The 24144-nt window shown below is 69.5% G+C and carries 32 protein-coding genes and 1 pseudogene; 31 read left to right on the top strand and 2 right to left on the bottom strand.

The genetic code is table 11. The features are described from left to right. Positions 1-156 precede the first annotated feature (156 nt). The 7 genes from ACTRO_RS22865 (at position 157) to ACTRO_RS43730 (ending at position 8859) form a co-directional block, all read left to right on the top strand. Positions 157-879 carry a hypothetical protein gene (locus ACTRO_RS22865; RefSeq protein ID WP_034266150.1) on the top strand — a complete coding sequence of 241 codons (723 nt, stop codon included), beginning with the start codon at positions 157-159 and terminating at the stop codon, positions 877-879. 95 nt (positions 880-974) lie between these two features. Then, positions 975-3320, top strand: coding sequence for a DUF2206 domain-containing protein (locus ACTRO_RS22860; RefSeq protein ID WP_157436378.1), 2346 nt, complete (start codon positions 975-977; stop codon positions 3318-3320). Beyond that, complete coding sequence (locus ACTRO_RS22855) at positions 3317-4468, top strand: glycosyltransferase family 4 protein (protein WP_034266142.1); 1152 nt, start codon at positions 3317-3319, stop codon at positions 4466-4468. Before ACTRO_RS22860 ends, ACTRO_RS22855 begins: the two co-directional genes overlap by 4 nt. Beyond that, positions 4465-4926: a hypothetical protein gene (locus ACTRO_RS22850; protein ID WP_034266139.1), complete on the top strand. Its 462-nt coding sequence runs from the start codon at positions 4465-4467 to the stop codon at positions 4924-4926. Before ACTRO_RS22855 ends, ACTRO_RS22850 begins: the two co-directional genes overlap by 4 nt. After that, positions 4927-6495: a lipopolysaccharide biosynthesis protein gene (locus ACTRO_RS22845; RefSeq protein ID WP_157436377.1), complete on the top strand. Its 1569-nt coding sequence runs from the start codon at positions 4927-4929 to the stop codon at positions 6493-6495. It abuts the gene before it with no gap. 14 nt (positions 6496-6509) lie between these two features. Beyond that, the gene (locus ACTRO_RS22840) at positions 6510-7637 is read left to right on the top strand and encodes a glycosyltransferase family 4 protein (RefSeq protein ID WP_034266133.1); all 1128 of its coding nucleotides are present in this window, start codon (positions 6510-6512) and stop codon (positions 7635-7637) included. Positions 7638-7665: 28 nt separating this feature from the next. Further along, the gene (locus tag ACTRO_RS43730) at positions 7666-8859 is read left to right on the top strand and encodes a glycosyltransferase family 4 protein (protein WP_051451235.1); all 1194 of its coding nucleotides are present in this window, start codon (positions 7666-7668) and stop codon (positions 8857-8859) included. Here the strand turns inward: ACTRO_RS43730 and ACTRO_RS43725 are convergent. Continuing rightward, positions 8848-10014 (bottom strand): cellulase family glycosylhydrolase, encoded by a 1167-nt coding sequence (locus ACTRO_RS43725; protein WP_051451234.1) that lies wholly within the window; start codon positions 10012-10014, stop codon positions 8848-8850. The two genes, ACTRO_RS43730 and ACTRO_RS43725, sit on opposite strands and share 12 nt — an antisense overlap. A gap of 567 nt (positions 10015-10581) precedes the next feature. Here ACTRO_RS43725 and rpsJ point away from each other — a divergent pair. From rpsJ to ACTRO_RS22750, 16 genes and pseudogenes are all read left to right on the top strand, one after another. Further along, entirely contained in the window at positions 10582-10890 is a 309-nt protein-coding gene (gene rpsJ, locus ACTRO_RS22825; protein ID WP_034266131.1) for a 30S ribosomal protein S10, read from the top strand. A 14-nt stretch (positions 10891-10904) separates the two neighbouring features. Then, positions 10905-11546, top strand: coding sequence for a 50S ribosomal protein L3 (gene rplC / locus ACTRO_RS22820; protein ID WP_034266128.1), 642 nt, complete (start codon positions 10905-10907; stop codon positions 11544-11546). Between the two features lie 5 nt (positions 11547-11551). Next, the gene (gene rplD / locus ACTRO_RS22815) at positions 11552-12178 is read left to right on the top strand and encodes a 50S ribosomal protein L4 (RefSeq protein WP_034266125.1); all 627 of its coding nucleotides are present in this window, start codon (positions 11552-11554) and stop codon (positions 12176-12178) included. Next, complete coding sequence (gene rplW / locus ACTRO_RS22810) at positions 12178-12513, top strand: 50S ribosomal protein L23 (protein ID WP_034266123.1); 336 nt, start codon at positions 12178-12180, stop codon at positions 12511-12513. The genes rplD and rplW overlap by 1 nt, the downstream gene beginning before the upstream one ends. 34 nt (positions 12514-12547) lie before the next feature. Next, a complete protein-coding gene (gene rplB, locus ACTRO_RS22805) occupies positions 12548-13384 on the top strand; it encodes a 50S ribosomal protein L2 (protein WP_034266121.1) in 837 nt (278 codons plus the stop codon). Between the two features lie 12 nt (positions 13385-13396). After that, the gene (rpsS, locus tag ACTRO_RS22800) at positions 13397-13678 is read left to right on the top strand and encodes a 30S ribosomal protein S19 (protein WP_034266118.1); all 282 of its coding nucleotides are present in this window, start codon (positions 13397-13399) and stop codon (positions 13676-13678) included. Beyond that, the gene (rplV, locus tag ACTRO_RS22795) at positions 13671-14063 is read left to right on the top strand and encodes a 50S ribosomal protein L22 (RefSeq protein ID WP_084316471.1); all 393 of its coding nucleotides are present in this window, start codon (positions 13671-13673) and stop codon (positions 14061-14063) included. Before rpsS ends, rplV begins: the two co-directional genes overlap by 8 nt. Further along, positions 14063-14911: a 30S ribosomal protein S3 gene (rpsC, locus tag ACTRO_RS22790; protein ID WP_034266115.1), complete on the top strand. Its 849-nt coding sequence runs from the start codon at positions 14063-14065 to the stop codon at positions 14909-14911. Before rplV ends, rpsC begins: the two co-directional genes overlap by 1 nt. A 3-nt stretch (positions 14912-14914) precedes the next feature. Then, a complete protein-coding gene (rplP, locus tag ACTRO_RS22785) occupies positions 14915-15334 on the top strand; it encodes a 50S ribosomal protein L16 (protein ID WP_034266112.1) in 420 nt (139 codons plus the stop codon). Beyond that, positions 15334-15561: a 50S ribosomal protein L29 gene (rpmC, locus tag ACTRO_RS22780; protein ID WP_034266109.1), complete on the top strand. Its 228-nt coding sequence runs from the start codon at positions 15334-15336 to the stop codon at positions 15559-15561. The genes rplP and rpmC overlap by 1 nt, the downstream gene beginning before the upstream one ends. After that, positions 15558-15848, top strand: coding sequence for a 30S ribosomal protein S17 (gene rpsQ, locus ACTRO_RS22775; protein ID WP_034266106.1), 291 nt, complete (start codon positions 15558-15560; stop codon positions 15846-15848). The genes rpmC and rpsQ overlap by 4 nt, the downstream gene beginning before the upstream one ends. 99 nt (positions 15849-15947) lie before the next feature. Continuing rightward, the gene (gene rplN, locus ACTRO_RS22770; protein WP_034266103.1) at positions 15948-16316 is read left to right on the top strand and encodes a 50S ribosomal protein L14; all 369 of its coding nucleotides are present in this window, start codon (positions 15948-15950) and stop codon (positions 16314-16316) included. Positions 16317-16318: 2 nt separating this feature from the next. Further along, a complete protein-coding gene (rplX, locus tag ACTRO_RS22765; protein ID WP_034266100.1) occupies positions 16319-16687 on the top strand; it encodes a 50S ribosomal protein L24 in 369 nt (122 codons plus the stop codon). Continuing rightward, positions 16687-17259 (top strand): 50S ribosomal protein L5, encoded by a 573-nt coding sequence (gene rplE / locus ACTRO_RS22760; RefSeq protein WP_034266095.1) that lies wholly within the window; start codon positions 16687-16689, stop codon positions 17257-17259. The genes rplX and rplE overlap by 1 nt, the downstream gene beginning before the upstream one ends. Before the next feature lie 2 nt (positions 17260-17261). Then, complete coding sequence (locus ACTRO_RS22755; protein WP_034266093.1) at positions 17262-17447, top strand: type Z 30S ribosomal protein S14; 186 nt, start codon at positions 17262-17264, stop codon at positions 17445-17447. Positions 17448-17623: 176 nt separating this feature from the next. Beyond that, positions 17624-18145 (top strand): annotated as a pseudogene (locus tag ACTRO_RS22750) (sigma-70 family RNA polymerase sigma factor family protein); the annotation flags it as partial. A gap of 12 nt (positions 18146-18157) precedes the next feature. On the opposite strand, the gene ACTRO_RS22745 reads toward ACTRO_RS22750, so the two are convergent. After that, positions 18158-18745: a hypothetical protein gene (locus ACTRO_RS22745; protein ID WP_034266090.1), complete on the bottom strand. Its 588-nt coding sequence runs from the start codon at positions 18743-18745 to the stop codon at positions 18158-18160. Positions 18746-19103: 358 nt separating this feature from the next. Between ACTRO_RS22745 and rpsH the strand changes: the two genes are divergently transcribed. The 8 genes from rpsH to ACTRO_RS22705 all read left to right on the top strand — a co-directional run bounded on the left by rpsH (position 19104) and on the right by ACTRO_RS22705 (position 24129). Further along, on the top strand, positions 19104-19502 hold the full coding sequence (rpsH, locus tag ACTRO_RS22740; protein ID WP_034266088.1) for a 30S ribosomal protein S8: 399 nt from the start codon (positions 19104-19106) through the stop codon (positions 19500-19502). Between the two features lie 24 nt (positions 19503-19526). Continuing rightward, positions 19527-20066, top strand: a complete 540-nt coding sequence (gene rplF, locus ACTRO_RS22735; protein ID WP_034266086.1) for a 50S ribosomal protein L6 — start codon at positions 19527-19529, stop codon at positions 20064-20066. Between the two features lie 2 nt (positions 20067-20068). Further along, positions 20069-20452 (top strand): 50S ribosomal protein L18, encoded by a 384-nt coding sequence (gene rplR / locus ACTRO_RS22730; RefSeq protein ID WP_034266084.1) that lies wholly within the window; start codon positions 20069-20071, stop codon positions 20450-20452. Between the two features lie 40 nt (positions 20453-20492). Beyond that, positions 20493-21122 carry a 30S ribosomal protein S5 gene (gene rpsE, locus ACTRO_RS22725; RefSeq protein ID WP_034266081.1) on the top strand — a complete coding sequence of 210 codons (630 nt, stop codon included), beginning with the start codon at positions 20493-20495 and terminating at the stop codon, positions 21120-21122. 1 nt (position 21123) lies between these two features. Then, positions 21124-21306 carry a 50S ribosomal protein L30 gene (gene rpmD, locus ACTRO_RS22720; RefSeq protein ID WP_034266078.1) on the top strand — a complete coding sequence of 61 codons (183 nt, stop codon included), beginning with the start codon at positions 21124-21126 and terminating at the stop codon, positions 21304-21306. Continuing rightward, complete coding sequence (gene rplO, locus ACTRO_RS22715) at positions 21306-21776, top strand: 50S ribosomal protein L15 (protein WP_034266074.1); 471 nt, start codon at positions 21306-21308, stop codon at positions 21774-21776. Before rpmD ends, rplO begins: the two co-directional genes overlap by 1 nt. A gap of 362 nt (positions 21777-22138) precedes the next feature. Continuing rightward, on the top strand, positions 22139-23473 hold the full coding sequence (gene secY, locus ACTRO_RS22710) for a preprotein translocase subunit SecY (RefSeq protein ID WP_034266071.1): 1335 nt from the start codon (positions 22139-22141) through the stop codon (positions 23471-23473). A 5-nt stretch (positions 23474-23478) separates the two neighbouring features. Next, positions 23479-24129, top strand: coding sequence for an adenylate kinase (locus tag ACTRO_RS22705; protein WP_034266068.1), 651 nt, complete (start codon positions 23479-23481; stop codon positions 24127-24129). The last annotated feature ends 15 nt before the right edge of the window (positions 24130-24144 follow it).

The following is a 24144-nucleotide window of genomic DNA, read 5'->3' as shown; positions in this document are numbered from 1 at the left end:
GGGGTCGAGCCCGAGATGTGCCGTGCGGGCCCGGTACCGGTTCAGCATTGGGGGTTGCCTTGAAGACGCTGTCGACACTGATTCCGGCCCACCGCGAGGTGGACGACATTCCGGCGGTCCGGGCAGTGGTCCCGACCCCGACGGAGGCAGCGCGGAATGTCCACTGGTGACGGCGTCGACGGCCATGCGAGCACGCGCTCGCGTTCGAGGCCGTCGAAGTCCGACCCCGACGATCCGCCGCACCCGGACGCACCCGCTGAGACGGATCCGGCCGCAGGCAGGGATTCTGACGCCGAGTCGGCGGCGCAAGCGCCCTCCGAGACGGAGGCGTCATCGAGCCCGGATGCACCGTCCGAGACGGACGTGCGCTCCGATCCTGATCCGGATCCGGGCGCGGTGAGATCGCGCGGTTCGAAGGCTCCGTCCCGGGCGCGCAGGGAACGCCGTCGCAGGCGGGTCTTCGGCGCCACGGCCGCGGCCCTCGTGGTCGCGCTCCTGTTCGGCATCGGCCGGATCCCGGCGGTGCGAACGGTTCTGCGACAGTCCTTCACGCGGATGTCGAGCCCTGCTCCGGCGATCTACTTCACCGCCGATCCCACCGTGGACGGCGCGGTGCTGCACGTGCCGCTGGCCCTCGATCCGCACGCGAGCGGCACGACGACCTTCACGGTCAAGGCGTGGCTGGTCACCGGCTCCGGGTCCACCGGCCCGACTCTCTCGGCCAAGGTGACCGCGCGGGGCACCGTGGTCAAGACAGTGCTCGACGTCCTCCTGCCGAAAGACCCCGAAGTAGTCTGGGTGAGCCTGGCCGGAGCCGACGGGCAGACCCTGCACTACCGCATCGCCGGGAACCCGATTCCCACCGCGACGGCGTACTGACCGCTCCATCTTCCGCCCGCGTCGAGCCGTCTCGGTGCGTACGGGACCGTAGAAAGTCGGGACATCCGATCCATGCAGCATCCTGAGGTATACGCGTGAGGCTTCCGCGGTCGGCCGGCCCCTTGGAGTTGCGGGCGCGGCAGTGGGTGCTGATCGCCACCACCCTGGCGTTCCTGGCCGAGGCGTTCGGGCCGGCCGAACTGTGGCTGCGCGATTCCGAGGGCCTGTGGCTGATCTTCGGCGCCCCGGTGGCGATCTGGTACGGCTGTGCCACGCGTGTCGTGACCACCCGGGAGTCGGCTGGTCTGATCGCGCTGGGCTTCGGTCTCATGACGGATCTGGCCGCGATGTTCGGCCTCAACGAGATCTCCCCGCTGCTGGGCGACGAACACCCGCTGACCAAGGTGCCGATCCTGGTGACCGCGGCGGCCACCGTACTGGTGCTGGGTGCGGCGCTGCCGGAGGCGCGGTCGGAGGACTTCGAGCCGTGGAGCCTCGGCGCCGGCGGCGTGAAGATCGTGACCGCGCTGGGGCTGCTCGCCCTGGTCTTGGCCGTGGCCGGGCCGGTCCGGCTGAACAACGGGTTCAGCGACCACGTCAGCATCGCCGCCTTCCTGTGTGTCACGGTCCTGCTGGTCCTGGTGTTCGTCAGAGAGCAGTTCTCGCTCGAGGCGACGGAGATCGGCGTCTACTGCGGCTCGCTCGCTCTGCTGTTGCTGACCTCGTTGCGCGGATGGCTGGTGACAGGGCACGACATCCAGAAGGAGTACGGGTACTTCTCTCTCGCGCTCAGCGGCGCGCACTGGGATGTCCGGTCCTTCTCGGACGCCTACAACGCCTGCCTGAGCATCACTCTGCTGCCGGTCGAGATGGTCAGGCTGACCGCGATCCCGGGCGAGTACTTCTTCAAGGCGCTCCTGCCGGTGCTGTTCGCCACCTGCCCGCTGATGATCTTCCGGGCCGCGCGCCACGTCGCCGGGCACCGGGTCGCCGTCCTCTCGGCCCTGTTCTTCGTGATGTTCCCGACCTACTTCACCGACATGCCGTACGAGGGCCGGCAGGAAGTCGCGTTCGTCATGTTGGGCGGCGCGATGCTGCTCGTGACGGACTCCGGGCCGAGCGTGCGCCGGCGCCGGATCGCCTTCCTGGCGCTCATGTCCGGCCTCGTGGTCGCCCACTATTCGACCACTTACGTGGTGGTCCTGGTCCTGGGCGCGGCCGTCGCCGCGGACCTGGTCTGGCGGCTCGGCACACGGCTACGCCGACGCCGGACGCCGTCGTCGGCAGGCTCCCGCTCGCGCGGGCCGCGTCGGCGGGAAGAAGGCAAGAGCTTCATCACCTGGTGGATGGTGATACCGGTGGCGGCGTTCGCGGTCTTCTGGGCCGGCCCGGTCACCGGTACCGCGGGCCAGTTGCTCTCCACCGTCTCGGTCGCGTTCCAGGAGATGACCGGCGCGATCTCCGGGAGCGCCTCGTCGGGCACCGCCTACAGCATCTTCGGCGCCGCGAACGAGTCGGACGCGCAACGGCTCGGCCAGTACCGGGACGCCTCGATCACCGAGTCGGCACCCTGGCGCGCGCAGGGCGGACTGCCGCTTTCGCTGGTGGACCAGTACGACATGTCCTATGTGAAGCCGTCGGTCCTCCCGCTCACCGGCATCGGCAAGCGGTTGCAGTCGGCCGGGGTCGACGTGCAGAGCACGAACGGGCTGGTGCGCGATTTCGCGGCCTACCTGCTGCAGGCGATGATCTTCATCGGCCTGCTCGCGGCCTGGCTGCGCTACCGGCCGGCGAGCGGCCTGACCCGGGACCAGGTGACGCTCACCTTCGGCGGGCTGCTGATGCTGGCGCTGGTCACGGTGATTCCGCAGCTGTCCGTGGACTACAGCATCCTGCGAGCCTTCCAGCAGGGCTTCTTCTTCTTCGCGCCCGTCATGGCCGTCGGGATGATGTGGCTGCTCAGCTGGCTCAAACGCGGCGCGGTACCGGTCTGCTGCGCCGTGATCGCGGCGCTGATGCTGGACCTGACCGGGGTCGTGCCCCGCGCCACCGGCGGATATCCGGCGCAGCTGTCGCTGAGCAACTCGGGTGAGTACTACGACATCTACGACCCCACGGTCGCCGAGGAGCAGGGCGCGACCTGGCTGGAGGACCACATCGCCAAGGGGACCGACCCGAGTGGAGTCTCCATCCAGACGGACGAGTTCACGTACAACCGGCTGCTGACCCTGCTCGCGGGCAACGGCATCATCTCGGACAACCTCTACCCCACGCTGCTCGAAAAACAGGCGTACACCTTCGTCGGCGCCCAGACGGTGGAGAAGCACCAGGCCACCATCTTCTACCAGGGCGACCTGGTGACCTACCGGTATCCGATCACCCTGCTCCACAGCGTCTACAACGAGATCTACTCGAGCGACGGAGTGGAGATATTCCAGTGAGAGCGCCGGAGAAGGCCCTACGGGTGCTCATGGTCTGTCACTACTACCCGCCGCACCTGGGCGGCATCGAGAACGTGGTCCACGACGAGGCCGTCCGCCTGGTCGAGCTGGGCCACGAAGTGGTGGTGCTGACCAGCGGCGAGAAGAGCGGCACCGTGGACGAGGACGGCGTGACCGTGGTACGGGTCGCGGCCTGGAACGGGCTGGAGCGGCGCGCCGGTGTGCCGTTCCCCGTGTTCTCGCCGAGCCTGCTCGCCCGGGCTCTGCGCCGGGTCGGCTGGGCGGACGTCGTCCACGTGCACGACTGCTTCTACCTCACCTCGTGGGCCGCGGGCTTCGCGTCGATCCTGCTGCGCACCCCGCTGGTGCTCACCCAGCACGTCGCCATGGTCGACCACCCGTCAGGTGCGGTCAGGCTGGTACAGAAACTCGTCTACGGCGTCGCGAAACGCGCGCTGGTGCGCTGGGCTCGCCGCGTGTTCACCATAAACGCGCACGTGGCGCACTTCGTCGCGCGGCTGGGCGCCGCGGAGGACAAGGTGACGGTGCTCGAGAACGGCGTGGACGGCCGGATGTTCCGGCCCGCCGCCGATCCGGCCGAGCGATCCGCGCTCCGGGAGAGATACGGGCTGACGCTCGATCGGACTCTGGTGCTGTTCGTGGGCAGGATCGTGCCCAAGAAGGGAATCGACCTGCTCCTCGCGGCGGCCGACAAGAGCTACGACCTCGTCGTCGTGGGCGGCGGTGACGCGCAGGTGCTGGGCGGACGCCCGGGCGTGCACTTTCTCGGGAGGCAGCCGAGCGCGTCGGTGGCGGAGATCTACCGCGCCTGCGACATCTTCGCGCTGCCGACGACGGGCGAGGTGTTCACCCTCGTGGTCAAGGAGGCGATGAGCGCGGGTTTGCCGGTGGTCACGACGGATGAGCCCGACTACCGGCGCTACGGCCTGGACGGCACCGAACTGACGCTGGTGCCGCGCGACGCCGACGAGTTCCGAGACGCGCTGGCGCGGATCGCCGGCGACGAGGCGGGGCGCGCCGCCACGGGCAGTGCGGCCAGAGCCTTCGCAGCCGACCGGTTCTCCTGGCCCGAGCACGTCGATACCCTGGTGCACCACTACCGCTCCCTCCTCGAGGAAGTGTCATGAAGCTGACGGTCCGCCCGGTGGCCGAGACGGCGATGGTCTACGGGCTCCTCGGCTGGCTGTACGTCGCGGCTTACGCCGCGTTCCGCCCGGCGGACTTGAGCGCGCCGATCACGGCGTTGGTGCCGATGCGCCGCGACACCTTCGGCTGCCTCTGTTTCGCGGTCTCCGCGCTGTGTGCGGCAGGGCTGCAAGTGGGCGGCGGACGGGTGCTGACGGCGGGGCGCGGCGGCGGTGGCGTCGCGAACGCGCTGGTGCGTACGGTGGCGGGGTACTGCCTGCTGGTCTGGCTCTACCTGTGCGTCAACTCGATCACCCATCCGTACACGATCTCGACGCGGCTGACCCATTTCGCCGCGGTACCGACCGAAGGCGCGACGGCGGTGGCCTGCTTCCTGCTCTCCCTCGCGGCCTTCCTGACCGTCCGGCTCCGCGTGCACCGGGCGCCCGAGGCGACGTAGGTGGCCAGGCACTCCCGTGGCACCATGAAGGTGCTGCAGAACTCCGTCTTCCTCATGGCCTCGACGGGATTGACCGCCGTCCTCGGCCTGCTGTTCTGGCGCCTGGTCGCGCACCTGTTCACCCCCACCCGGGTGGGTCTGGCGACCTCGCTGATCTCGGCGATCTCGCTGATCTCCTACATGAGCCTGTGCGGCCTCAACAGCACCCTGATCAGATTCCCGGCCCCGCAGCGGACGCGCAACAGCCAGATCACGCTCTCCCTGGTCGCCGTGGGCGGCGCGGCCTTCGTCATCGCCTCGGGCTATCTGCTCGGGCTGCCCTGGTACGGCCAGAAGCTCATGTTCATGCGCGACAATCCGGGGCTCTCGGCGCTCTTCGTCGGCTTCTGCGTCTGCGCGGCGCTCAACGTGATCACCGACACGGTGTTCATCAGTGCCCGGATCCCGCAGTACAACCTGCTCGCGGACGGCGTGATCCAGGGCGTGGCGAAGCTCGTCCTGCCGCTCTTCCTGGTCGGGTTCGGCGCCTTGGGCATCGTCGGGGCGACCGGCGGCGGGTACATGATCGCGGTCGTCGCCTCGCTCACGCTGATGTGGTGGCGGCTCGAGTACCGCCCGGACTTCAGGACCCGCGCGACCGGGCTGCGCAAGTACTACAAGTTCTCGTTCGCGAGCTACCTGTCCTCGCTGATCGGTCTGCTGCCGACGCTGGTCCTGCCGCTGATCGTGCTCCAGCGGCTCGGCGCGGACGCCGCGGCGTACTACTACATCGCGTTCCAGGTCTCGAGCATGCTGACCGGCGTCAGCTCCGGCGTGGGCGAGTCGATGTTCTCCGAGGCCGCGTTCGACCTGGCCAACACGGCCGAGGTGTTCCGCCGGTCCGCCAAGATCATGGCGATCGCCGTCGTCCCGGCGGGGATCGTGCTCGCGTTCGGCAGCCGCCTGCTGCTGACCTTCTTCGGCGCGGCCTACTCGGCGCACGCCTCGGGGCTGCTGAGCGTGATGTCCGTGGGTGCGGCGGCCGTGGCGCTCAACATCTGGGGGAGCAGCGCGCTGCGGGTGCACCGGCGGCTGCGGGCCATGCTGGTGAGCAACGCCGTCTTCCTGGTCGTGGCCGTCGGCCTCGCCCTGGTCATGGCCTCGCGGGGCCTGGTCTGGGTGGGCTGGGCCTGGGATGCCGGAAACCTGGCCGCGGGCCTGGTCGCGCTCGTGTGCGTGCCGTGGCCCCGGCGCGAGCCGGAGCCGGCGGCGGACGCCGCGCGGGCGGCGGTCGCGGAGGCGGCGGAGGCGGCGGAGGAAGCGGCCGCCGCCGCGGCGGACGCGACAGAGCCGGAGCCGGAGCCGGAGCCGGACGAGGCCGTAGCCGTCGACGCCACGTACCTGGACGACACGTTGGCGACCATGCCCATGGTCTTCCCGTGGAACCGGCCGGAATGGTCGGCCGTGGTCAGCGCGATGCGCTCCGAGGCCAAGCGGCCCGGCGGTGAGCTGCGCACCTCCACGGGCATGAGGGTGCGGCCTCGGCCGGAAGCGGACGAGAAGCTCGAGGAAGCTGGCCGGCAGTGGTAAAGGGTGAGGATCCGATGAAACGCGTCATAGCCTTCGTCTGCGCCTACTATCCGCCGAAGATCGGCGGGGTGGAGAACTACGTCGCGCGGATCGCGCGGGCGGTCGGCGAGGAGGCGGACCTGGAGCCGGTCGTGATCACCACCCGGGAGTCGGGGTGGCGCACGTCCGTCGGCACCGAGGACGGCGTGCTCGTCGTCCGGCTGGGCGTGCTCCTGCGGCTGTCGAACTCCCCGATCAGTCCGCTCTGGCCGATCCAGGTGCGCAGGTGGCTGCGCAGGACCGGCGCGCAGATCGTCAACGCGCACGCACCGGTGCCGGGCCTGGCGGACACGGCGATGGCCGTCGCCGGCAAGCGCCGTACGGTCCTGACCTACCACGCCGGCACCATGCACAAGGGCGAGCCGGGGTCCGGGCTCGCGGACTGGATCATCGCCCGGTACGAGCGGCACGTCCTGCCCCGGGTCCTGCGCTCGGCGGACGTCGCCGTGCCGGTGGGACCGTCCTCGCTGGCGGCGGAGCGGCCGGACGCCGTCCTGATCACGCCGGGCGTGGACCTCGAGCGCTTCGTGCCCGGCCCGGCGCCCTCGCAGCGCCCCCGCGACCTCGTGTACGTGGGGCGGATCGACCGGACCTCGGCCTGGAAGGGCATCGACGTCCTGCTGCGCGCGATGACCCTGCTGCGGGACCTGCCGGACGTGCGGCTGCGCCTCGTGGGCAGCGGCGACGCGCTGCCGGACCACCTCCGGCTGGCCGGCGAGCTGGGCGTCGCAGACCGGGTCGAGGCGACCGGGGCGCTGCACGGCGCCGAGCTGGTCGAGGCGATGCGGCACGCCGCGGTGCTGGTGCTCCCGTCCACCAGCCACGCCGAGTGCGCCGGGACGGTGCTGATGGAGGGGATGGCCTGCGCCACCCCGCTGGTGGCCTCCGACGTCGGCAGCCTGGCCTACGTGGTCCAGGACGGCGAGGCCGGGCTCATCGTGCCGCCCGGAGACGTCGAGGCCCTGGCCGCGGCCTGCCGCAGGCTGCTCGTGGACGACGAGCTGGCCGACCGGATGGGCAAGGCCGGGCGTGCCCGCGCTGAGGCCCGCTTCGCCTGGCCGCTGCTCGCCCGCACGTACATCGACCTGTTCCGTTCGCTCTAGCCGCGCTCGAACTGCCCGGAGGCTTCGCATGCGCATTCTGCAGATCGTCAACATCGCCTTCGAGGCCGGCGGGGCGGAGAAGAGCGTCCGGATCCTGCGCGACGGCCTGACCGCGCGCGGGCACGAGGTCCGGGTGGTGGCCACCGACAAGCTGCTCACCGGCGAGCAGGAGGTGTTCGCGGACCATCTGATTCCGGCGGTCGAAGGCCGGGGGGCAGCGAAGGCGCGCGGTTACCTGTGGCATCCGGCGGCGCGCCGCGGGCTCGAGCGGATCCTGGCCGATTTCCGGCCGGACTGCGTCCACCTGCACACCGTCGGCGAGTTCAGCCCGGCGGTGTTCACGGTCACCCGGGACTACCCGCGCGTGCTGACCGTCCACGGCCCGGAGAGCTGGACCAGGGACCTCCTGCGGTGGAACCTGCCCAGCGCGACCGCCGGCTCGCTCTCGGCGCCGGACCGGGCCCTGCTGGCGTATCTCCGCCTGGTCCAGCGGCCTGCCTTCCTGCCGCTGGTGCGGCGGGTGGACCGGGTGCTCGCGCCCAGCCGCTATTTCGCCGAGGCCGTGCGCCCGGACGTCCGGAGGGTGCCGGTGCACGTCCTGCCGAACGGGATCGAGCGCCTCGCCGAGGCGTCCCCGGTGAGCGGCGCCCGCCGCCTCGTGTACGTCGGCCGGCTGGAGCGGGTCAAGGGCGTCCACCACCTTCTGGACGCCCACCGCCGGGTGCGCCGCGAGCTGCCCGACGCCACGCTCGCGGTCGTCGGGGACGGCCGGGAGCGCGCCCGGCTGGAGGCGGACGCCGCCGACCTCGTCGCGGACGGCGCCGTCCGCTTCCTGGGCTGGCGGGACGAGGCCGGGGTGGCCGAGCAGCTGGCCTCGGCGAGCGTCGTCGTGCTGCCCTCGCTGTGGCCGGAGAACTTCCCGACCGTCGCCCTGGAGGCGCTGCAGCTCGGCCGGGCGCTGGTGGGCTCGCGGGTGGGCGGGATCCCGGAGCTGATCGGCCCGGACAACGGCGCCCTGGTCGAGCCGGGCGACCCGGCCGAGCTGGCCCGGGAGCTGACCCGGCTGCTCGGCGACCGGGAGCTGCTGCGGGAGATGGGCCGCGCTTCGGCGCGGCGCTCCGCCGCCTATGACGTGGACGCCTTCGTGGACGCCGTGGCCGCGCACTACCGCGAGGTGGCCGGCGCCCGCGCCGGGCGCCGGGCCTCGGCGTCAGTTTCCTGAGTCGCACCGGCATTGCGCGATGGCGGTCTTGAGCGCGTCGAACGAGGGCCGGGCGGTGCCGTTCGCCCGGCGCAGGCCGAAGAAGAGCTTGTCCTGCGGGGCGTCCTGGTCCGCGTACCAGAAGTCGGCGGCCACGTGCGGGTTGGCGGCGACGGTCTGGACCAGGTTGGTCGCGTACGCGGCCTGCTCCTGCTCGGCCTGCTGGGTGGCCGGCTTCGCGGCGGTCGGGTCGGTCGCGGCCTGCGCCACGTTGGCGCCCGACTCGGTGATCCAGATCGGGACGTCCGGCGTGCCGGACTGGGCCAGGGCCGCGACCAGGTTGTACGGGGTGCTGGAGATGTTCGCGAAGTTCGTGGCGGCGCTGGGCATGACCGGAGCCGAGTACGGGTGGAAGCCGACCGCGTCCACGTAGCGGGTGCCGCCCAGCCTGCCGACGGCGGCGAGGAAGTCGTAGGCCGAGACCTGCTTCAGGCTCGGGTCGGTCGCCACCGCGGCGAGGCCGCCGAAGATGATGTACGCGTGCGGCTGGACCGCGCGGATCGCCTTCGACGTGGCGACCAGCAGCTTGTCGTATCCGGCCGGGTCGGGCTCGGGGGCCCAGGCCTTCAGGTTCGGCTCGTTCCAGATCTCCCAGGTGTCCACGCCCATCGGGCCGAAGTGCTTGGCGGCCGCCGCGGCGAACGCGGCGAACGCGTTCGGGTCGGCCGGCGGGCACTCGTAGTCCGAGGCGCAGTCCGAGGCCCGGGCCCACTGCGGCACCTGGTCTAGAATCGGGTCCACGTGCAGGTGGCGCGTGCCCGCGGCGATGACCAGGGTGTCCAGGCCGCTCCAGTCGTACCCGGATTCGGCGGTCGGCTGGATCGCTATCCACGGCAGGTCCACCCGGACCCACTCGGCGCCGACGGCGACCGCGTCGTTCAGCGCCGCGTCCACGGTCGCGGTGGGCGCTCCGAGCAGGGTGTTGCCGTAGGCCACGCCGAAGTGCAGCTGATGGCCCGTCGAACCGGTAGCGGCGGAACCAGCGGCGATCGCCGGATTCGCCGAGTTCGCCTGGGTCGAACCGCTGTTGACGGCGAAGACGGTGGCGAGCGCGACCGCGACCAGGCAGACACCGGCGAGGACCCCGCGGGACCGCCGCTCTGAGCTTATGGACATGGTCGCAGACTATATGAACTCTGTATCAGAAGCCGTTGACGTGAGCGCGGACGGCGGGTACGGCGCCCGGCCGGCCTCGGCCTTCGGCCCCTCGCGCCGCGGCGCCGCCGGACCGCGGGGTGGATTTGGTATCGATCGCCGAAATACGGCACACTGTTGTAGTTGCTCGGAGCAGGCATGCCCTGTTCCGGGTACCCCCGGAGTCGCGCCGGCCCCCCGGCGCGCCCGTCCGCGCGGCCGCCCCCTGTTATCCGGAGGCGTGGGCCGCCGGATGCCTCTCCGGACCCGCATCACCGTCCTCATCGAGTGATAGTGACCGGCAGGTTGGCGCCTGCCTGCGGGAAGGCGTGCGGCCGCAATGCGACACGCCCGACCGCGTGGGTCGGAGAAATCCGGACAAGACCTACCGCCGGGTACGGTCCGTCGGGCGCCCGCCCGGTGGATGACGGCCTGAAGATCTCATGCGGCCCCCCGCGTGCGGTCGAAAGACAGCAGGGCTTCCCTGTCGGTCCGCTGGACCGCCGGAGAGGCCGCAGAGGTTAACGAGAAGAAGGAAACTACGCAGCCATGGCGGGACAGAAGATCCGCATCAGGCTCAAGGCCTACGACCACGAGGTCATCGACTCTTCGGCGCGCAAGATCGTCGAGACGGTGAGCCGGACTGGCGCCCAGGTCGCGGGCCCGGTGCCGCTGCCGACTGAGAAGAACGTGTACTGCGTCATCCGCTCGCCGCACAAGTACAAGGACTCGCGCGAGCACTTCGAGATGCGGACGCACAAGCGGCTCATCGACATCCTCGACCCCACGCCCAAGACGGTCGACTCGCTCATGCGGCTCGACCTGCCGGCCGGTGTCGACATCGAGATCAAGCTGTAAGGACGCTTAGGATCATGGACAAGCAGATCAAGGGCGTCCTGGGTGAGAAGCTCGGCATGACCCAGGTCTGGGACGCGGACAACCGGGTCGTCCCGGTGACCGTGGTCAAGGCCGGGCCGTGCGTCGTGACCCAGGTGCGCAGCATCGAGAAGGACGGCTACGCCGCGGTCCAGCTCGCCTTCGGCGAGATCGACCCGCGCAAGGTCAACAAGCCGGAGAAGGGCCACTTCGAGAAGCACGGCGTGACCCCGCGCCGGCACCTCGTGGAGATCCGCACCTCGGACGCCGGCGAGTACACCGCCGGCCAGGAGATCACCGCCGAGGTCTTCGCCTCGGGCCAGAAGATCGACGTGATGGGCACTTCCAAGGGCAAAGGCTTCGCCGGTGTCATGAAGCGCCACAACTTCAAGGGTCTGGGCGCCGGACACGGTGTGCAGCGCAAGCACCGTTCGCCCGGTTCCATCGGCGCCTGCGCGACCCCCGGTCGCGTCTTCAAGGGCGTGCGGATGGCCGGCCGGATGGGCAACGAGCGGGTCACCGTGCAGAACCTGACCGTCCACGCGATCGACGCCGAGAAGGGCCTGCTGCTGATCAAGGGTGCCGTTCCCGGCCCCAACGGCGGCCTCGTGCTCGTCAAGACGGCGGCGAAGGGCTGAGAGAGATGACTACCACTGTTACCGTCGACCTCCCCGCGGAGATCTTCGACGTCCAGGTGAACGTCCCGCTGGTGCACCAGGTCGTGGTCGCCCAGCTCGCGGCGGCTCGCCAGGGCACGCACAGCACCAAGCGCCGCGGCGAAGTCCGTGGTGGCGGCAAGAAGCCGTACCGGCAGAAGGGCACCGGCCGCGCCCGTCAGGGCTCGACCCGCGCGCCGCAGTTCGCCGGCGGTGGCGTCGTGCACGGCCCCAAGCCGCGTGACTACGCGCAGCGGACGCCGAAGAAGATGAAGGCCGCGGCCCTGCGCTGCGCCCTCTCGGACCGCGCCCGCAACGGCCGGCTGCACGTCGTCGACGCGTTCGCCGCGGACGTGCCTTCGACCAAGGCCGCCAAGACCGCGATCGCCGCCGTCACCGAGCGCCGCAACGTGCTCGTGGTGCTCGGCCGCGAAGAGACCAACGCGTGGCTCTCGCTGCGCAACCTCCCCGAGGTGCACCTGCTGCACGCCGACCAGCTGAACACGTACGACGTGCTGGTCAGCGACGACGTGATCTTCACTCAGGCCGGTTTCGACGCCTTCGTCGCCGGCCCGAAGAAGGCCTCGGCCGACACCGAAGGGAGCGAGGCCTGATGGCTGCCAAGGACCGTTACGTTCTCGCCCGCGACCTGCTGATCAAGCCGGTCGTCTCGGAGAAGAGCTACGCGCTGCTCGACGAGAACAAGTACACGTTCATCGTGCACCCGGACGCGAACAAGGAGCAGATCCGCGACGCGGTCGAGCTGCTCTTCGACGTCGAGGTGACGGCTGTGAACACGATCAACCGCAAGGGCAAGCGGAAGCGGACCCGGGTCGGCACCTACGGCCACCGGGCCTCCACCAAGCGCGCCATCGTGTCGGTCGACCCTCAGCCGAACGACGCCAGCAAGAAGAGCCGCATCGACATCTTCGGGGGTCCGGTCTCCTAAGGCCGGTCCGAGGAATTAGAGGAATCTCAAAGCCATGGGCATTCGCAAGTACAAGCCGACGACCCCCGGTCGCCGCGGCGCCAGCGTTGCCGACTTCGTCGAGATCACCCGGGACACCCCGGAGAAGTCTCTGGTCCGCCCGCTGCACTCCAAGGGCGGCCGTAACGCGCAGGGTCGCGTGACGGTCCGTCACCAGGGCGGTGGCCACAAGCGCGCCTACCGTGTCATCGACTTCCGTCGGGATGACAAGGACGGCGTGCCGGCGAAGGTCGCGCACATCGAGTACGACCCCAACCGCACCGCGCGCATCGCGCTGCTCCACTACGTGGACGGCACCAAGCGCTACATCATCGCTCCCGCGAAGCTCAAGCAGGGCGACCCGATCGAGTCCGGCCCCAACGCGGACATCAAGCCGGGCAACAACCTGCCGCTGCGCAACATCCCGACCGGTACGACCATCCACGCCATCGAGCTGCGGCCCGGCGGCGGCGCGAAGATCGCCCGTTCGGCCGGCGCCAGCGTGCAGCTCGTCGCCAAGGACGGCCCCTACGCCCAGCTGCGTATGCCCTCCGGCGAGATCCGCAACGTCGACGCGCGCTGCCGCGCCACCGTCGGCGAGGTCGGCAACGCCGAGCAGGCCAACATCAACTGGGGCAAGGCCGGCCGCATGCGCTGGAAGGGCAAGCGCCCGACCGTCCGCGGTGTCGCGATGAACCCGATCGACCACCCGCACGGTGGTGGTGAGGGCAAGACCTCCGGTGGTCGCCACCCGGTCTCGCCCTGGGGTCAGAAGGAAGGCCGCACCCGCCAGCCGGGCAAGGCCAGTGACAAGTACATCGTCCGTCGCCGCAAGTCGAACAAGAAGCGCTAGGAGGAGGTCTAGATGCCGCGCAGTCTCAAGAAGGGTCCCTTCGTGGACGACCACCTGATCAAGAAGGTGGACGCCCAGAACGAGAAGAACACCCACAACGTCATCAAGACGTGGTCTCGGCGCTCGATGATCGTCCCGGCGATGCTGGGCCACACGATCGCCGTGCACGACGGCCGCAAGCACATCCCGGTGTTCGTCACCGAGTCGATGGTCGGCCACAAGCTGGGCGAGTTCGCCCCGACCCGCACCTTCAAGGGTCACGTGAAGGACGATCGGAGGTCGCGCCGTGGCTGAGAACAAGGCCAAGGACCTGGCGGACAACCAGGCGCTCGCGCAGGCCCGCCACGTCCGGATGACCCCGATGAAGGTCCGTCGCGTGGTGGACCAGGTCCGCGGCGTCCCGGTGGAGCAGGCGCTGGACTACCTGCGCTTCGCCCCCTGGGCCGCAGCCGAGCCGGTCTACAAGTGCGTCGCCTCGGCGGCCGCCAACGCCCGCAACAACAAGCAGCTCCACGGCGATCTGGTCATCACGGCCGCCTACGTGGACGAGGGCCCGACGCTCAAGCGGTTCCGTCCGCGCGCCCAGGGCCGTGCGTACCGTATCCGCAAGCGTTCGAGCCACATCACCATCGTGGTCGAGCAGTCCGAGGTCGCCGCGAAGAAGGGCAGGACCCGGTAATGGGCCAGAAAGTCAACCCGCACGGGTTCCGCCTCGGTATCACCACCGACTTCAAGTCGCGCTGGTACGCCGACAAGATGTACAAGGCGTACGTCAAGGAAGACGTCGAGATCCGCAAGCTCATGACCAAGGGCATGGAGCGGGCCGGCATCTCCAAGGTCGAGATCGAGCGCACCCGCGACCGCGTCCGCGTGGACATCCACACGGCGCGTCCGGGCATCGTGATCGGCCGGCGCGGCGCCGAGGCCGAGCGCATCCGCGGTGAGCTGGAGAAGCTCACCGGCAAGCAGGTGCAGCTCAACATCCTCGAGGTGAAGAACCCCGAGATGGACGCCCAGCTCATCGCGCAGGGCGTGGCCGAGCAGCTCTCCTCGCGAGTCGCGTTCCGGCGCGCCATGCGCAAGGCGATCCAGACGACCATGAAGGCCGGCGCCAAGGGCGTGAAGGTCCAGGTCTCCGGACGTCTGGGCGGCGCGGAGATGTCGCGTTCCGAGCAGTACCGCGAGGGCCGCGTGCCCCTGCACACGCTGCGCGCGAACATCGACTACGGCTTCTACGAGGCCCGTACCACCTTCGGCCGGATCGGCGTGAAGGTCTGGGTCTACAAGGGCGACGTCACCTCGCTCAGCGCGGCGCGTGCCGCGGCCGCCGCCGAGCAGCGGCGCCCGTCCACCGGCGGTCGTGACGACCGTCGTGGCGGCGACCGTCCGCGCGGCGGGCGTCCGGCCCGCGGCGGCGAGCGCGGCGGACGCGGCGGCGAGCGCCGTACCGAGAACACCGCTCCGGCGGCGACCGAGGCCCCCGCGGCCGAGGCCGTCGCGGTTGCCGAAGCACCGAAGGAGGGCTAGGCCATGCTGATCCCCCGCAGGGTCAAGCACCGCAAGCAGCACCACCCGGACCGCCACGGTGCGTCGAAGGGCGGCAACGAGCTGAACTTCGGCGAGTACGGCATCCAGGCGCTGACCCCGGCGTACGTGACGAACCGGCAGATCGAGTCGGCGCGTATCGCGATCAACCGGCACATCCGCCGTGGCGGCAAGGTCTGGATCCAGATCTTCCCGGACCGTCCGCTGACCAAGAAGCCGGCCGAGACCCGGATGGGTTCCGGCAAGGGCTCGCCCGAGTGGTGGGTCGCGAACGTCAAGCCGGGTCGGGTGCTGTTCGAGCTCTCCTACCCCAACGAGAAGGTCGCTCGGGAGGCTCTGCTGCGCGCGTCGCACAAGCTGCCGCTCAAGTGCCGGATCATCAAGCGCGAGGCAGGTGAGATCTGATGGCAGCCGGAACCGCTACGCAGGAGCTGCGTGAGCTGTCGGACGAGGCTCTGGTGGACAAGCTCCGCGAGGCCAAGGAGGAGCTGTTCAACCTCCGTTTCCAGCAGGCCACCGGCCAGCTGGAGAACCACGGCCGGATGAAGGCCGTCAAGGCGGACATCGCCCGGGTCTACACGATCCAGCGCGAGCGCGAGTTGGGCATCACCACGTCGGACGGTGCCGCATGAGCAACGAGGTGACCAACGTGGCGGAGACCGCCGAGCAGCGTGGCGCGCGCAAGACCCGTGAGGGCCTTGTCGTGTCGGACAAGATGGACAAGACCGTCGTCGTGTCGGTCGAGGACCGGGTCAAGCACCGCGTGTACGGCAAGGTCATCCGCCGTACCAGCAAGCTCAAGGCCCATGACGAGCAGAACAGCTGTGGCATCGGCGACCGCGTGCTGCTCATGGAGACCCGGCCGCTCTCGGCGACCAAGCGCTGGCGCGTGGTCGAGATCCTGGAGAAGGCCAAGTAAGCAGCCTCATGCTCCCGGCGCCGCACGGCGCCGGGGGTGGAGCTTTCTGCGAAGAGACGGGTCGCACCGAGCGGTGCGGCCACCAGTCAGGAGTAGAACGTGATTCAGCAGGAATCGCGGCTGCGGGTCGCCGACAACACCGGTGCTAAGGAAATCCTGTGCATCCGGGTTCTCGGTGGCTCGAGCCGCCGCTACGCGGGCATCGGCGACGTCATCGTCGCCACCGTCAAGGACGCGCTTCCGGGCGCCGGCGTGAAGAAGGGCGACGTCGTCAAGGCCGTCGTCGTGCGCACGGTCAAGGAGCGTCGCCGTCCGGACGGCTCGTACATCCGCTTCGACGAGAACGCGGCCGTCCTGATCAAGGACGGCGGGGACCCGCGCGGTACCCGTATCTTCGGCCCGGTCGGCCGTGAGCTGCGTGACAAGCGCTACATGCGCATCATCTCGCTCGCGCCGGAGGTGCTCTAACCATGCCGAAGCAGAAGATCCGCAAGGGCGACCTGGTCCAGGTCATCGCCGGCAAGGACAAGGGCCTGCAGGGCAAGGTCATCGTGGCGCTGCCCAAGGACGGCAAGGTCATCGTCGAGGGCGTGAACCGGGTCAAGAAGCACACCAAGGTCGGCCAGACCGCGCGTGGCTCGCAGACCGGCGGCATCATCACGACCGAGGCTCCGATCCAGGTCAGCAACGTGATGCTGGTGGTGGAGCACGAGGGCAAGAAGGTCGTCACCCGCGTCGGTTTCCGGCGTGAGGAGCAGGAGCGCAGGCTCCCGGACGGCACGACCAAGACGGTCACGCGTTCCGTGCGGTTCGCGAAGAAGACCGGAGAGGCGATCTGATGACCGTGACCGACGAGCAGACCAAGGTCGCGCCGCGCCTGAAGGAGCGGTACCGCGCCGAGATCGCCCCGGCGATGCGCGAGCAGTTCAAGTACGAGAACGTCATGCAGATCCCGGGCGTGACGAAGGTCGTCGTGAACATGGGTGTCGGCGACGCCGCCCGTGACTCGAAGCTGATCGAGGGCGCCATCCGCGACCTGCAGGCCATCACCGGCCAGAAGCCGGCCGTGACCAAGGCCCGCAAGTCCATCGCGCAGTTCAAGCTGCGCGAGGGCCAGCCGATCGGCACCCACGTCACCCTGCGCGGGGACTACATGTGGGAGTTCCTGGACCGCCTGGTCTCGATCGCGCTCCCGCGCATCCGTGACTTCCGCGGCCTGTCGCCGAAGCAGTTCGACGGCAAGGGCAACTACACCTTCGGTCTCAACGAGCAGTCGATGTTCCACGAGATCGACCCCGACCGGATCGACCGGGTCCGCGGTATGGACATCACGGTCGTGACCACCGCTAAGAACGACGCCGAGGGCCGCGCGCTGCTCAAGCTGCTCGGCTTCCCCTTCAAGGAGGCCTGATCATGGCGAAGACAGCGCTGATCAACAAGGCGAACCGCAAGCCGAAGTTCAAGGTGCGCGGCTACACCCGGTGCCAGAAGTGCGGCCGTCCGCACTCGGTGTACCGCAAGTTCGGCCTGTGCCGGGTCTGCCTGCGCGAGATGGCGCACGCGGGCGAGCTGCCCGGCGTGACCAAGTCGAGCTGGTAGTCCGCCCCGCGCGTTGACGCGGAGCAGAACGACTCGTCAGGCCCCTCACACGTCAGTGTGAGGGGCCTGATCGTTTCGGCGTGGCATGATGGGTGCGGGGGAGGCGATGGCATGGCCGATATCAGCAGCAAGCCGGCGGCGTCCGCGCGGGTGACAGAGTTCGAAGAGCTGCGGCCGCTGCCGCGGTCGGCCGGTCGGAGGCGGCCTGCCGCCAGCTCGCGGTCCGCGCCCGCCGGCACATGGACCTCGGCCGGCCCAGGTTCGAGGCGGACCACCGCGAGCGCGAGAAGCTCGCGGCCCGCTTCTTCGACGCCCTGCGCGACGGGGACGTCGACGGTCTGCGCGAGCTGCTCGCCGCTGACGTGCAGCTGGTCGGCGACACCGGAGGCAAGGCGCCGGCGCTCGCCACCGACGCGGCCGGGATCGACGCGGTCGCCCGCGTGCTCGCGGCCCTCTACCCCGCGATGCTGCGGCTCGTCCGGCCCGAGCTGTGCGAGATCAACGGCCAGCCCGGCGCGGTCATGCGCGACCGGGACGGCAACGTGGGCGGCGCGGTGTCCCTCGACGTGGTCGACGGCCGGATCCGGGCGATCCGCTCGGTGATCAACCCGGACAAGCTCGGCCACCTCGGCCCGGTCGCGGACGCCTGGGCCGTCGCCCGCGAGTTCCAACAGTCCCGGCGCGAGGAGCGAAGCTGAGCCGAGTGGCGGCTACGGCCGCAGCTCCCTGTCCTCGGGCTTCTCGGCCTCGGGCGCTACGGGCTTGAGCTCGATGACCCTGGGCCTGTTCCTGGCGGGCTCGCTGGCGGGCTCGTCCTCCCGCCGCCTGCTCGAGCCGCCGAGATCGGCACCGCCGACGCCGTCGAATCCGTCGAAGCCGTTGTCGAGTATGACGATGAGCAAGGCGATGACGAGCGCGACCACTCCGAGGATGAACGCCCCGCCCATGGCGGCCAGCGGCACGACGACGACCAGCGTCACGATGTTCTTCGTGAACGGCCGGGCCAGCAGCACACTCCCGATCGCGAACAGCACGAGGCCCACGGCGAGCGTCACCGCGCCGGCCCTGGTGTGCAGCGAGTTGTGCCAGGCCAGCTTGAACGTGGCGAACGTCAGTGCGTCGCCGACCCCGAGATGCTTGGCCTTGCTGTACACGTAGTCGACCGGAGCGCCGACGCCGACGAGTTGCAGCGCGAGTCCGCCGGCGATCCAGCGGCCGCGGCGGGCGACCGGCCGCAGCCTGCCGGGTCGGTGCGAGAGCTGCTGCGCGCCGAAAGTAGGATTTCCCCCCGAAGTCATGCTCCGCAGGGTACGCGCACCGCGGTCCGCGCGGCGGGTTCGCGCCACTGTCCGATTTGGGCGGGCCGGGGATGCTCTGTTAGCCTGGTCCGACGCGTGTGCGCCCTCGGGCCTGCGCGCGTCTGGGCGCTCTAGCGAAAGCGAGTCCGTCACCCAGGTCCGCGGCTTCTGCCCTGCGCAGCAGTCTTCCGGATACCCGGTGACCGCTGGTTCGGTCGTAGGCCATTCCAGGTGCCCTAGCAATTGTCACTACGACGCCGTAGGTCCTCCCGGCGAATCAAGGGCACCGCACCTCAGGGTGGGTACTCCACGATGCGCGTGGGCCGGAAACCGCGGTGGGAAGGCCCAAGGCCCCCTTATGACCATGACTGACCCGATCGCAGACATGCTCACGCGTCTGCGCAACGCCAACTCGGCGTACCACGACCAGGTCACCATGCCGTCCTCCAAGCTGAAGGCTCGCATCGCCGAGATCCTCAAGCAGGAGGGCTACATCGCCGGCTACGCCGTCGAAGACCTCGAGGTCGGGAAGAACCTGATCATCGACCTCAAGTTCGGCCCGAACCGCGAGCGGTCGATCGCCGGCATCAAGCGCATCTCCAAGCCGGGTCTGCGCGTCTACGCCAAGTCCACCAACCTGCCGAAGGTGCTCGGCGGGCTCGGCGTCGCCATCATCTCCTCGTCGTCCGGTCTGCTGACCGACCGACAGGCCGCCAAGAAGGGCGTAGGCGGAGAAGTCCTCGCCTACGTCTGGTAAGTCCGGAAGGGAGTAAAGACAGCTATGTCTCGTATTGGACGGCTGCCGATCCCGGTCCCGGCCGGCGTCGAAGTCAGCATCGACGGAAGCGACGTGACGGTGAAGGGCCCGAAGGGCACCCTGAGCCACACCGTCGTCAACCCGATCTCGGTGGAGAAGGCCGAGGACGGCACCCTGCAGGTGACCCGTCCCAACGACGAGCGCGCCGCCAAGGAGCGCCACGGCCTGACCCGTACCCTGATCAACAACATGATCATCGGCGTGACCACCGGCTACTCGAAGGTCATGGAGATCTCCGGTGTCGGTTACCGCGTCACGGCGAAGGGCTCCAGCCTGGAGTTCGCGCTCGGCTACTCGCACCCGATCCTGGTGGACCCGGCCGAGGGCATCTCCTTCACCGTCGAGGCCCCGACCCGGTTCGTGGTCTCCGGCATCGACAAGCAGTTGGTCGGTGAGACGGCTGCGAACATCCGCAAGCTGCGCAAGCCCGACCCCTACAAGGCCAAGGGCGTGCGGTACCAGGGTGAAGTCATCCGCCGCAAGGTCGGAAAGGCTGGTAAGTAGCCATGGCGTACGGTTACAAGATCGCCAAGGGCAACGCCAAGAAGTCGGTCGCGCTCAAGCGCCGGCACATCCGGGTGCGCAAGCGCGTCAACGGCACCGAGGAGCGTCCGCGCCTCGTCGTGACCCGCTCCAACCGGCACATGGTGGCCCAGGTCGTCAACGACAAGCTCGGCCACACGCTGGCCTCCGCCTCCACCATGGAGGCCGGGCTGCGTTCGGCCGACGGCAAGAAGGTGGACCTGTCCCGCGAGGTCGGCAAGCTCGTCGCCGAGCGCGCGAAGGCCGCCGGCGTCTCCACGGTCGTGTTCGACCGGGCCGGCAACAAGTACCACGGCCGGGTGGCCGCGGTCGCCGAGGGCGCCCGCGAAGCCGGACTGGACTTCTGATGACGACCATGAACCAGAACACTGAAATGAGGGATTCCTGATGCCCGGACCCCAGCGCCGCGGTGGCGCCCCGGGTGGCCAGGGTCGTGGTGAGGGTGGAGAGCGTCGGGACCGTCGCGACCGCCGGAACCAGGACTCCACCCCGGCCGCCGAGAAGACCGCCTACGTCGAGCGCGTCGTGACCATCAACCGCGTGGCCAAGGTCGTGAAGGGCGGACGTCGGTTCTCCTTCACCGCCCTGGTCGTCGTGGGCGACGGCGACGGCACCGTCGGTGTCGGCTACGGCAAGGCCAAGGAGGTGCCGGCCGCCATCGCCAAGGGCGTGGAGGAGGCCAAGAAGCACTTCTTCAAGGTGCCGCGCATCCAGGGCACCATCCCGCATCCGATCGTCGGCGAGGCCGCGGCCGGCGTCGTGATGCTCAAGCCGGCCTCCGCCGGTACCGGTGTGATCGCCGGCGGCGCCGTGCGCGCCGTGCTCGAGTGCGCGGGCATCCACGACGTGCTGTCCAAGTCCATGGGCTCGGACAACGCGATCAACGTGGTGCACGCCACCGTCGCCGCGCTCAAGGGCCTCGTGCGTCCCGAGGAGATCGCGGCCCGCCGCGGCCTGCCGCTCGAGGACGTGGCCCCGGCCGCTCTGCTGCGCGCCCGCGCGGGAGTGGGTGCCTGACATGGCCAAGCTGAAGATCACGCAGGTCCGGTCGAAGATCGGCACGAAGCAGAACCACCGCGAGACGCTGCGGTCGCTCGGCCTCAAGCGGATCAACGACGTGGTGATCAAGGAGGACCGGCCGGAGTTCCGCGGCATGGTCCACACGGTCCGCCACCTCGTCGAAGTTGAGGAGGTCGACTGATGTCGGAGCAGGAGAAGCAGCACGTGCTCAAGGTGCACCACCTGCGGCCCGCCCCGGGTGCCAAGACGCCGAAGACCCGGGTGGGTCGCGGTGAGGGCTCCAAGGGTAAGACCGCCGGTCGCGGTACCAAGGGCACCAAGGCCCGTTACCAGGTGCCGGAGCGCTTCGAGGGCGGGCAGATGCCGCTGCACATGCGGCTGCCCAAGCTCGGCGGGTTCAAGAACCACTTCCGGGTCGAGTACCAGGTGGTCAACCTGGCCAAGCTGGCCGAGCTCTACCCGCAGGGCGGCGACGTCACCGTCGCCGACCTGGTGGCCAAGGGCGCGGTGCGCAAGAACGAGCTCGTCAAGGTGCTCGGCACCGGCGAGATCTCGGTCGCGCTGAACGTCAAGGTCGACGCGTACTCCGCGTCCGCCAAGACGAAGATCGCCGCCGCCGGCGGCAGCGCCGAGGAACTCGGCGCCAAGTAAGGCCCCGCAGACGGCGGCGGCTCCCCCCACGGGGGGAGCCGCCGCCCGACGCGCCCGGCGTCCGCGCCCTGGATCTTTCATGGATCCGGGGCGTTTTGCCGCCGGTATCACGGAGCTTTCCCCGGGCTCTCGCTTTGGGCGATGAGTATTGCGTAAGATGTCGCGAGCCGAGGTGTCCGCAGGTGACTCAAGCCTGCCCGCGGGAACCGAAAGCCAGTGGATCGCATCTTCACCTGAAGTGCCGGGTTGAGACAGCAATGTCCGACTCCGTCTGCGGGTCCACGCCCCCACCCAGTACCGCATCATCGTCAACCGCCGCCGCGGGCCTCGCACGGGCCGTCGGCAAGCGCGCAGGAGGAACAGTGCTCTCTGCCTTCGGCCGGGCCTTCCGGACCCCGGACCTGCGCAAGAAGCTGCTTTTCACGCTCGGGGTCATGGCCCTGTTCCGGGTCGGCTCCCACATCCCGGCCCCCGGTGTGGACTCGGCCGCGATCAAGGCCTGTCTCGGCGTCTCCGGTGCCTCCGGCAACGCCCTCGGCCTGATCAACCTGTTCTCCGGCAACGCGCTGCTGCAGCTGTCGGTCTTCGCGCTCGGCATCATGCCGTACATCACCGCGTCGATCATCCTGCAGCTGTTGACGGTGGTGATCCCGCGCCTGGACGCCCTCAAGAAGGAGGGCCAGGCGGGTCAGACGAAGATCACCCAGTACACCCGGTACCTGACGGTGGGTCTGGCGATCCTGCAGGCGACCGGCCTGGTGGCCACCGCGCGCGGCAACAGCGCCTACCTCTTCGGCGTGCAGTGCTCGACCCCGATCATCTACCCGAAGGTCGACACGTTCGGCATCGCGGTCATGGTCGCGGTCATGGTCGCGGCCACCTCGATCATCATGTGGCTGGGCGAGCTGATCACCGACCGCGGCGTCGGCAACGGCATGTCCCTGCTGATGTTCACCTCGATCGCCTCGCAGCTGCCGACCCAGCTGTGGTCCATCAAGTCCTCCTCCACCCTCGGCGGCGGCTGGGTGGTCTTCTTCGGAGTCATCCTGATCGGCATCGTGCTGGTCGGCCTGGTGGTCTTCATCGAGCAGGGCCAGCGCCGGGTGCCGGTGCAGTACGCCAAGCGCATGGTCGGCCGCCGGATGTACGGCGGCTCCTCGACCTATATCCCGATCAAGGTGAACCAACCGGGTGTCATCCCGATCATCTTCGCCTCCTCGCTGCTCCAGCTGCCGGTGCTCGTGGTCCAGTTCGCCGACCCGACCTTCTCGCACGGCTGGGCCCAGTGGATCCACAACGAGCTCGGCTACAACGTCCAGGGCTACTCGGGCCTGTACATGGCCGCGTACTTCCTGCTGATCCTGTTCTTCGCCTTCTTCTACGTGGCCATCACGTTCAACCCCGAAGAAGTCGCGGACAACATGAAGAAGTACGGTGGCTTCATCCCGGGCATCCGCGCGGGCAAGCCGACCGCCGATTACCTGAACTTCATCCTGACCCGGATCACCTGGCCCGGATCGATGTACCTGGCGCTGATCGCGATCATCCCGATGATCGCCCTCGCGGAATTCCACACCAGCAACAAGTTCCCGTTCGGCGGTACCTCGATCCTGATCCTCGTCGGCGTCGGCCTCGAGACGGTCAAGCAGATCGAGAGCCAGCTGCAGCAGCACAACTACGAAGGGTTCCTCCGGTAACCAGTATGCGCATCGTCCTCGTGGGCCCGCCGGGAGCGGGCAAGGGTACCCAGGCCACGGTCGTCGCCGGACGTCTGAGCATCCCGGCCATCTCCACCGGAGACATCTTCCGGGCGAACGTGACGGCGGGCACCACCCTCGGTGTGGAGGCCAAGAAGTACATGGACCAGGGCCTGCTGGTCCCGGACGAGGTCACCATCGGCCTGATCCGGGACCGGCTGACCGAGCCGGACGCGGCCGCGGGTTTCCTGCTCGACGGCTTCCCGCGCACCGTGCCGCAGGCCGAGGAGCTCGAGACCATGCTCGCCGGCATCGAGGTCAAGCTCGACCGGGTGGTCGAGCTGAAGGTGGACAACGACGAGGTCGTGCGGCGCATCTCCGGCCGCCGGCTGTGCCGCAACGACAACACGCACATCTTCCACGTGGAGTCCAAGCCGCCGGCCGAGCCGGGCGTGTGCGACGTCTGTGGCGGCGAGCTCTACCAGCGCGACGACGACCGCGCGGAGACCGTGCGCAAGCGCCTGCGCGAGTACGAGGAGAAGACCGCCCCGATCGTCGGCTTCTACGCCGAGCGCGGCCTGCTCGCCTCGGTCGAGGCCATGGGCACGCCGGACGAGGTCACCGAGCGGATCCTGACCGCGCTCGAAGCGCACTAGCACCCCCCCCACACC

The organism is Actinospica robiniae DSM 44927 (assembly GCF_000504285.1).
GTDB lineage: Bacteria > Actinomycetota > Actinomycetes > Streptomycetales > Catenulisporaceae > Actinospica > Actinospica robiniae.
Note: the sequence above shows the minus strand (reverse complement) of the source record. Positions and strands in the feature narration are given on the sequence as shown.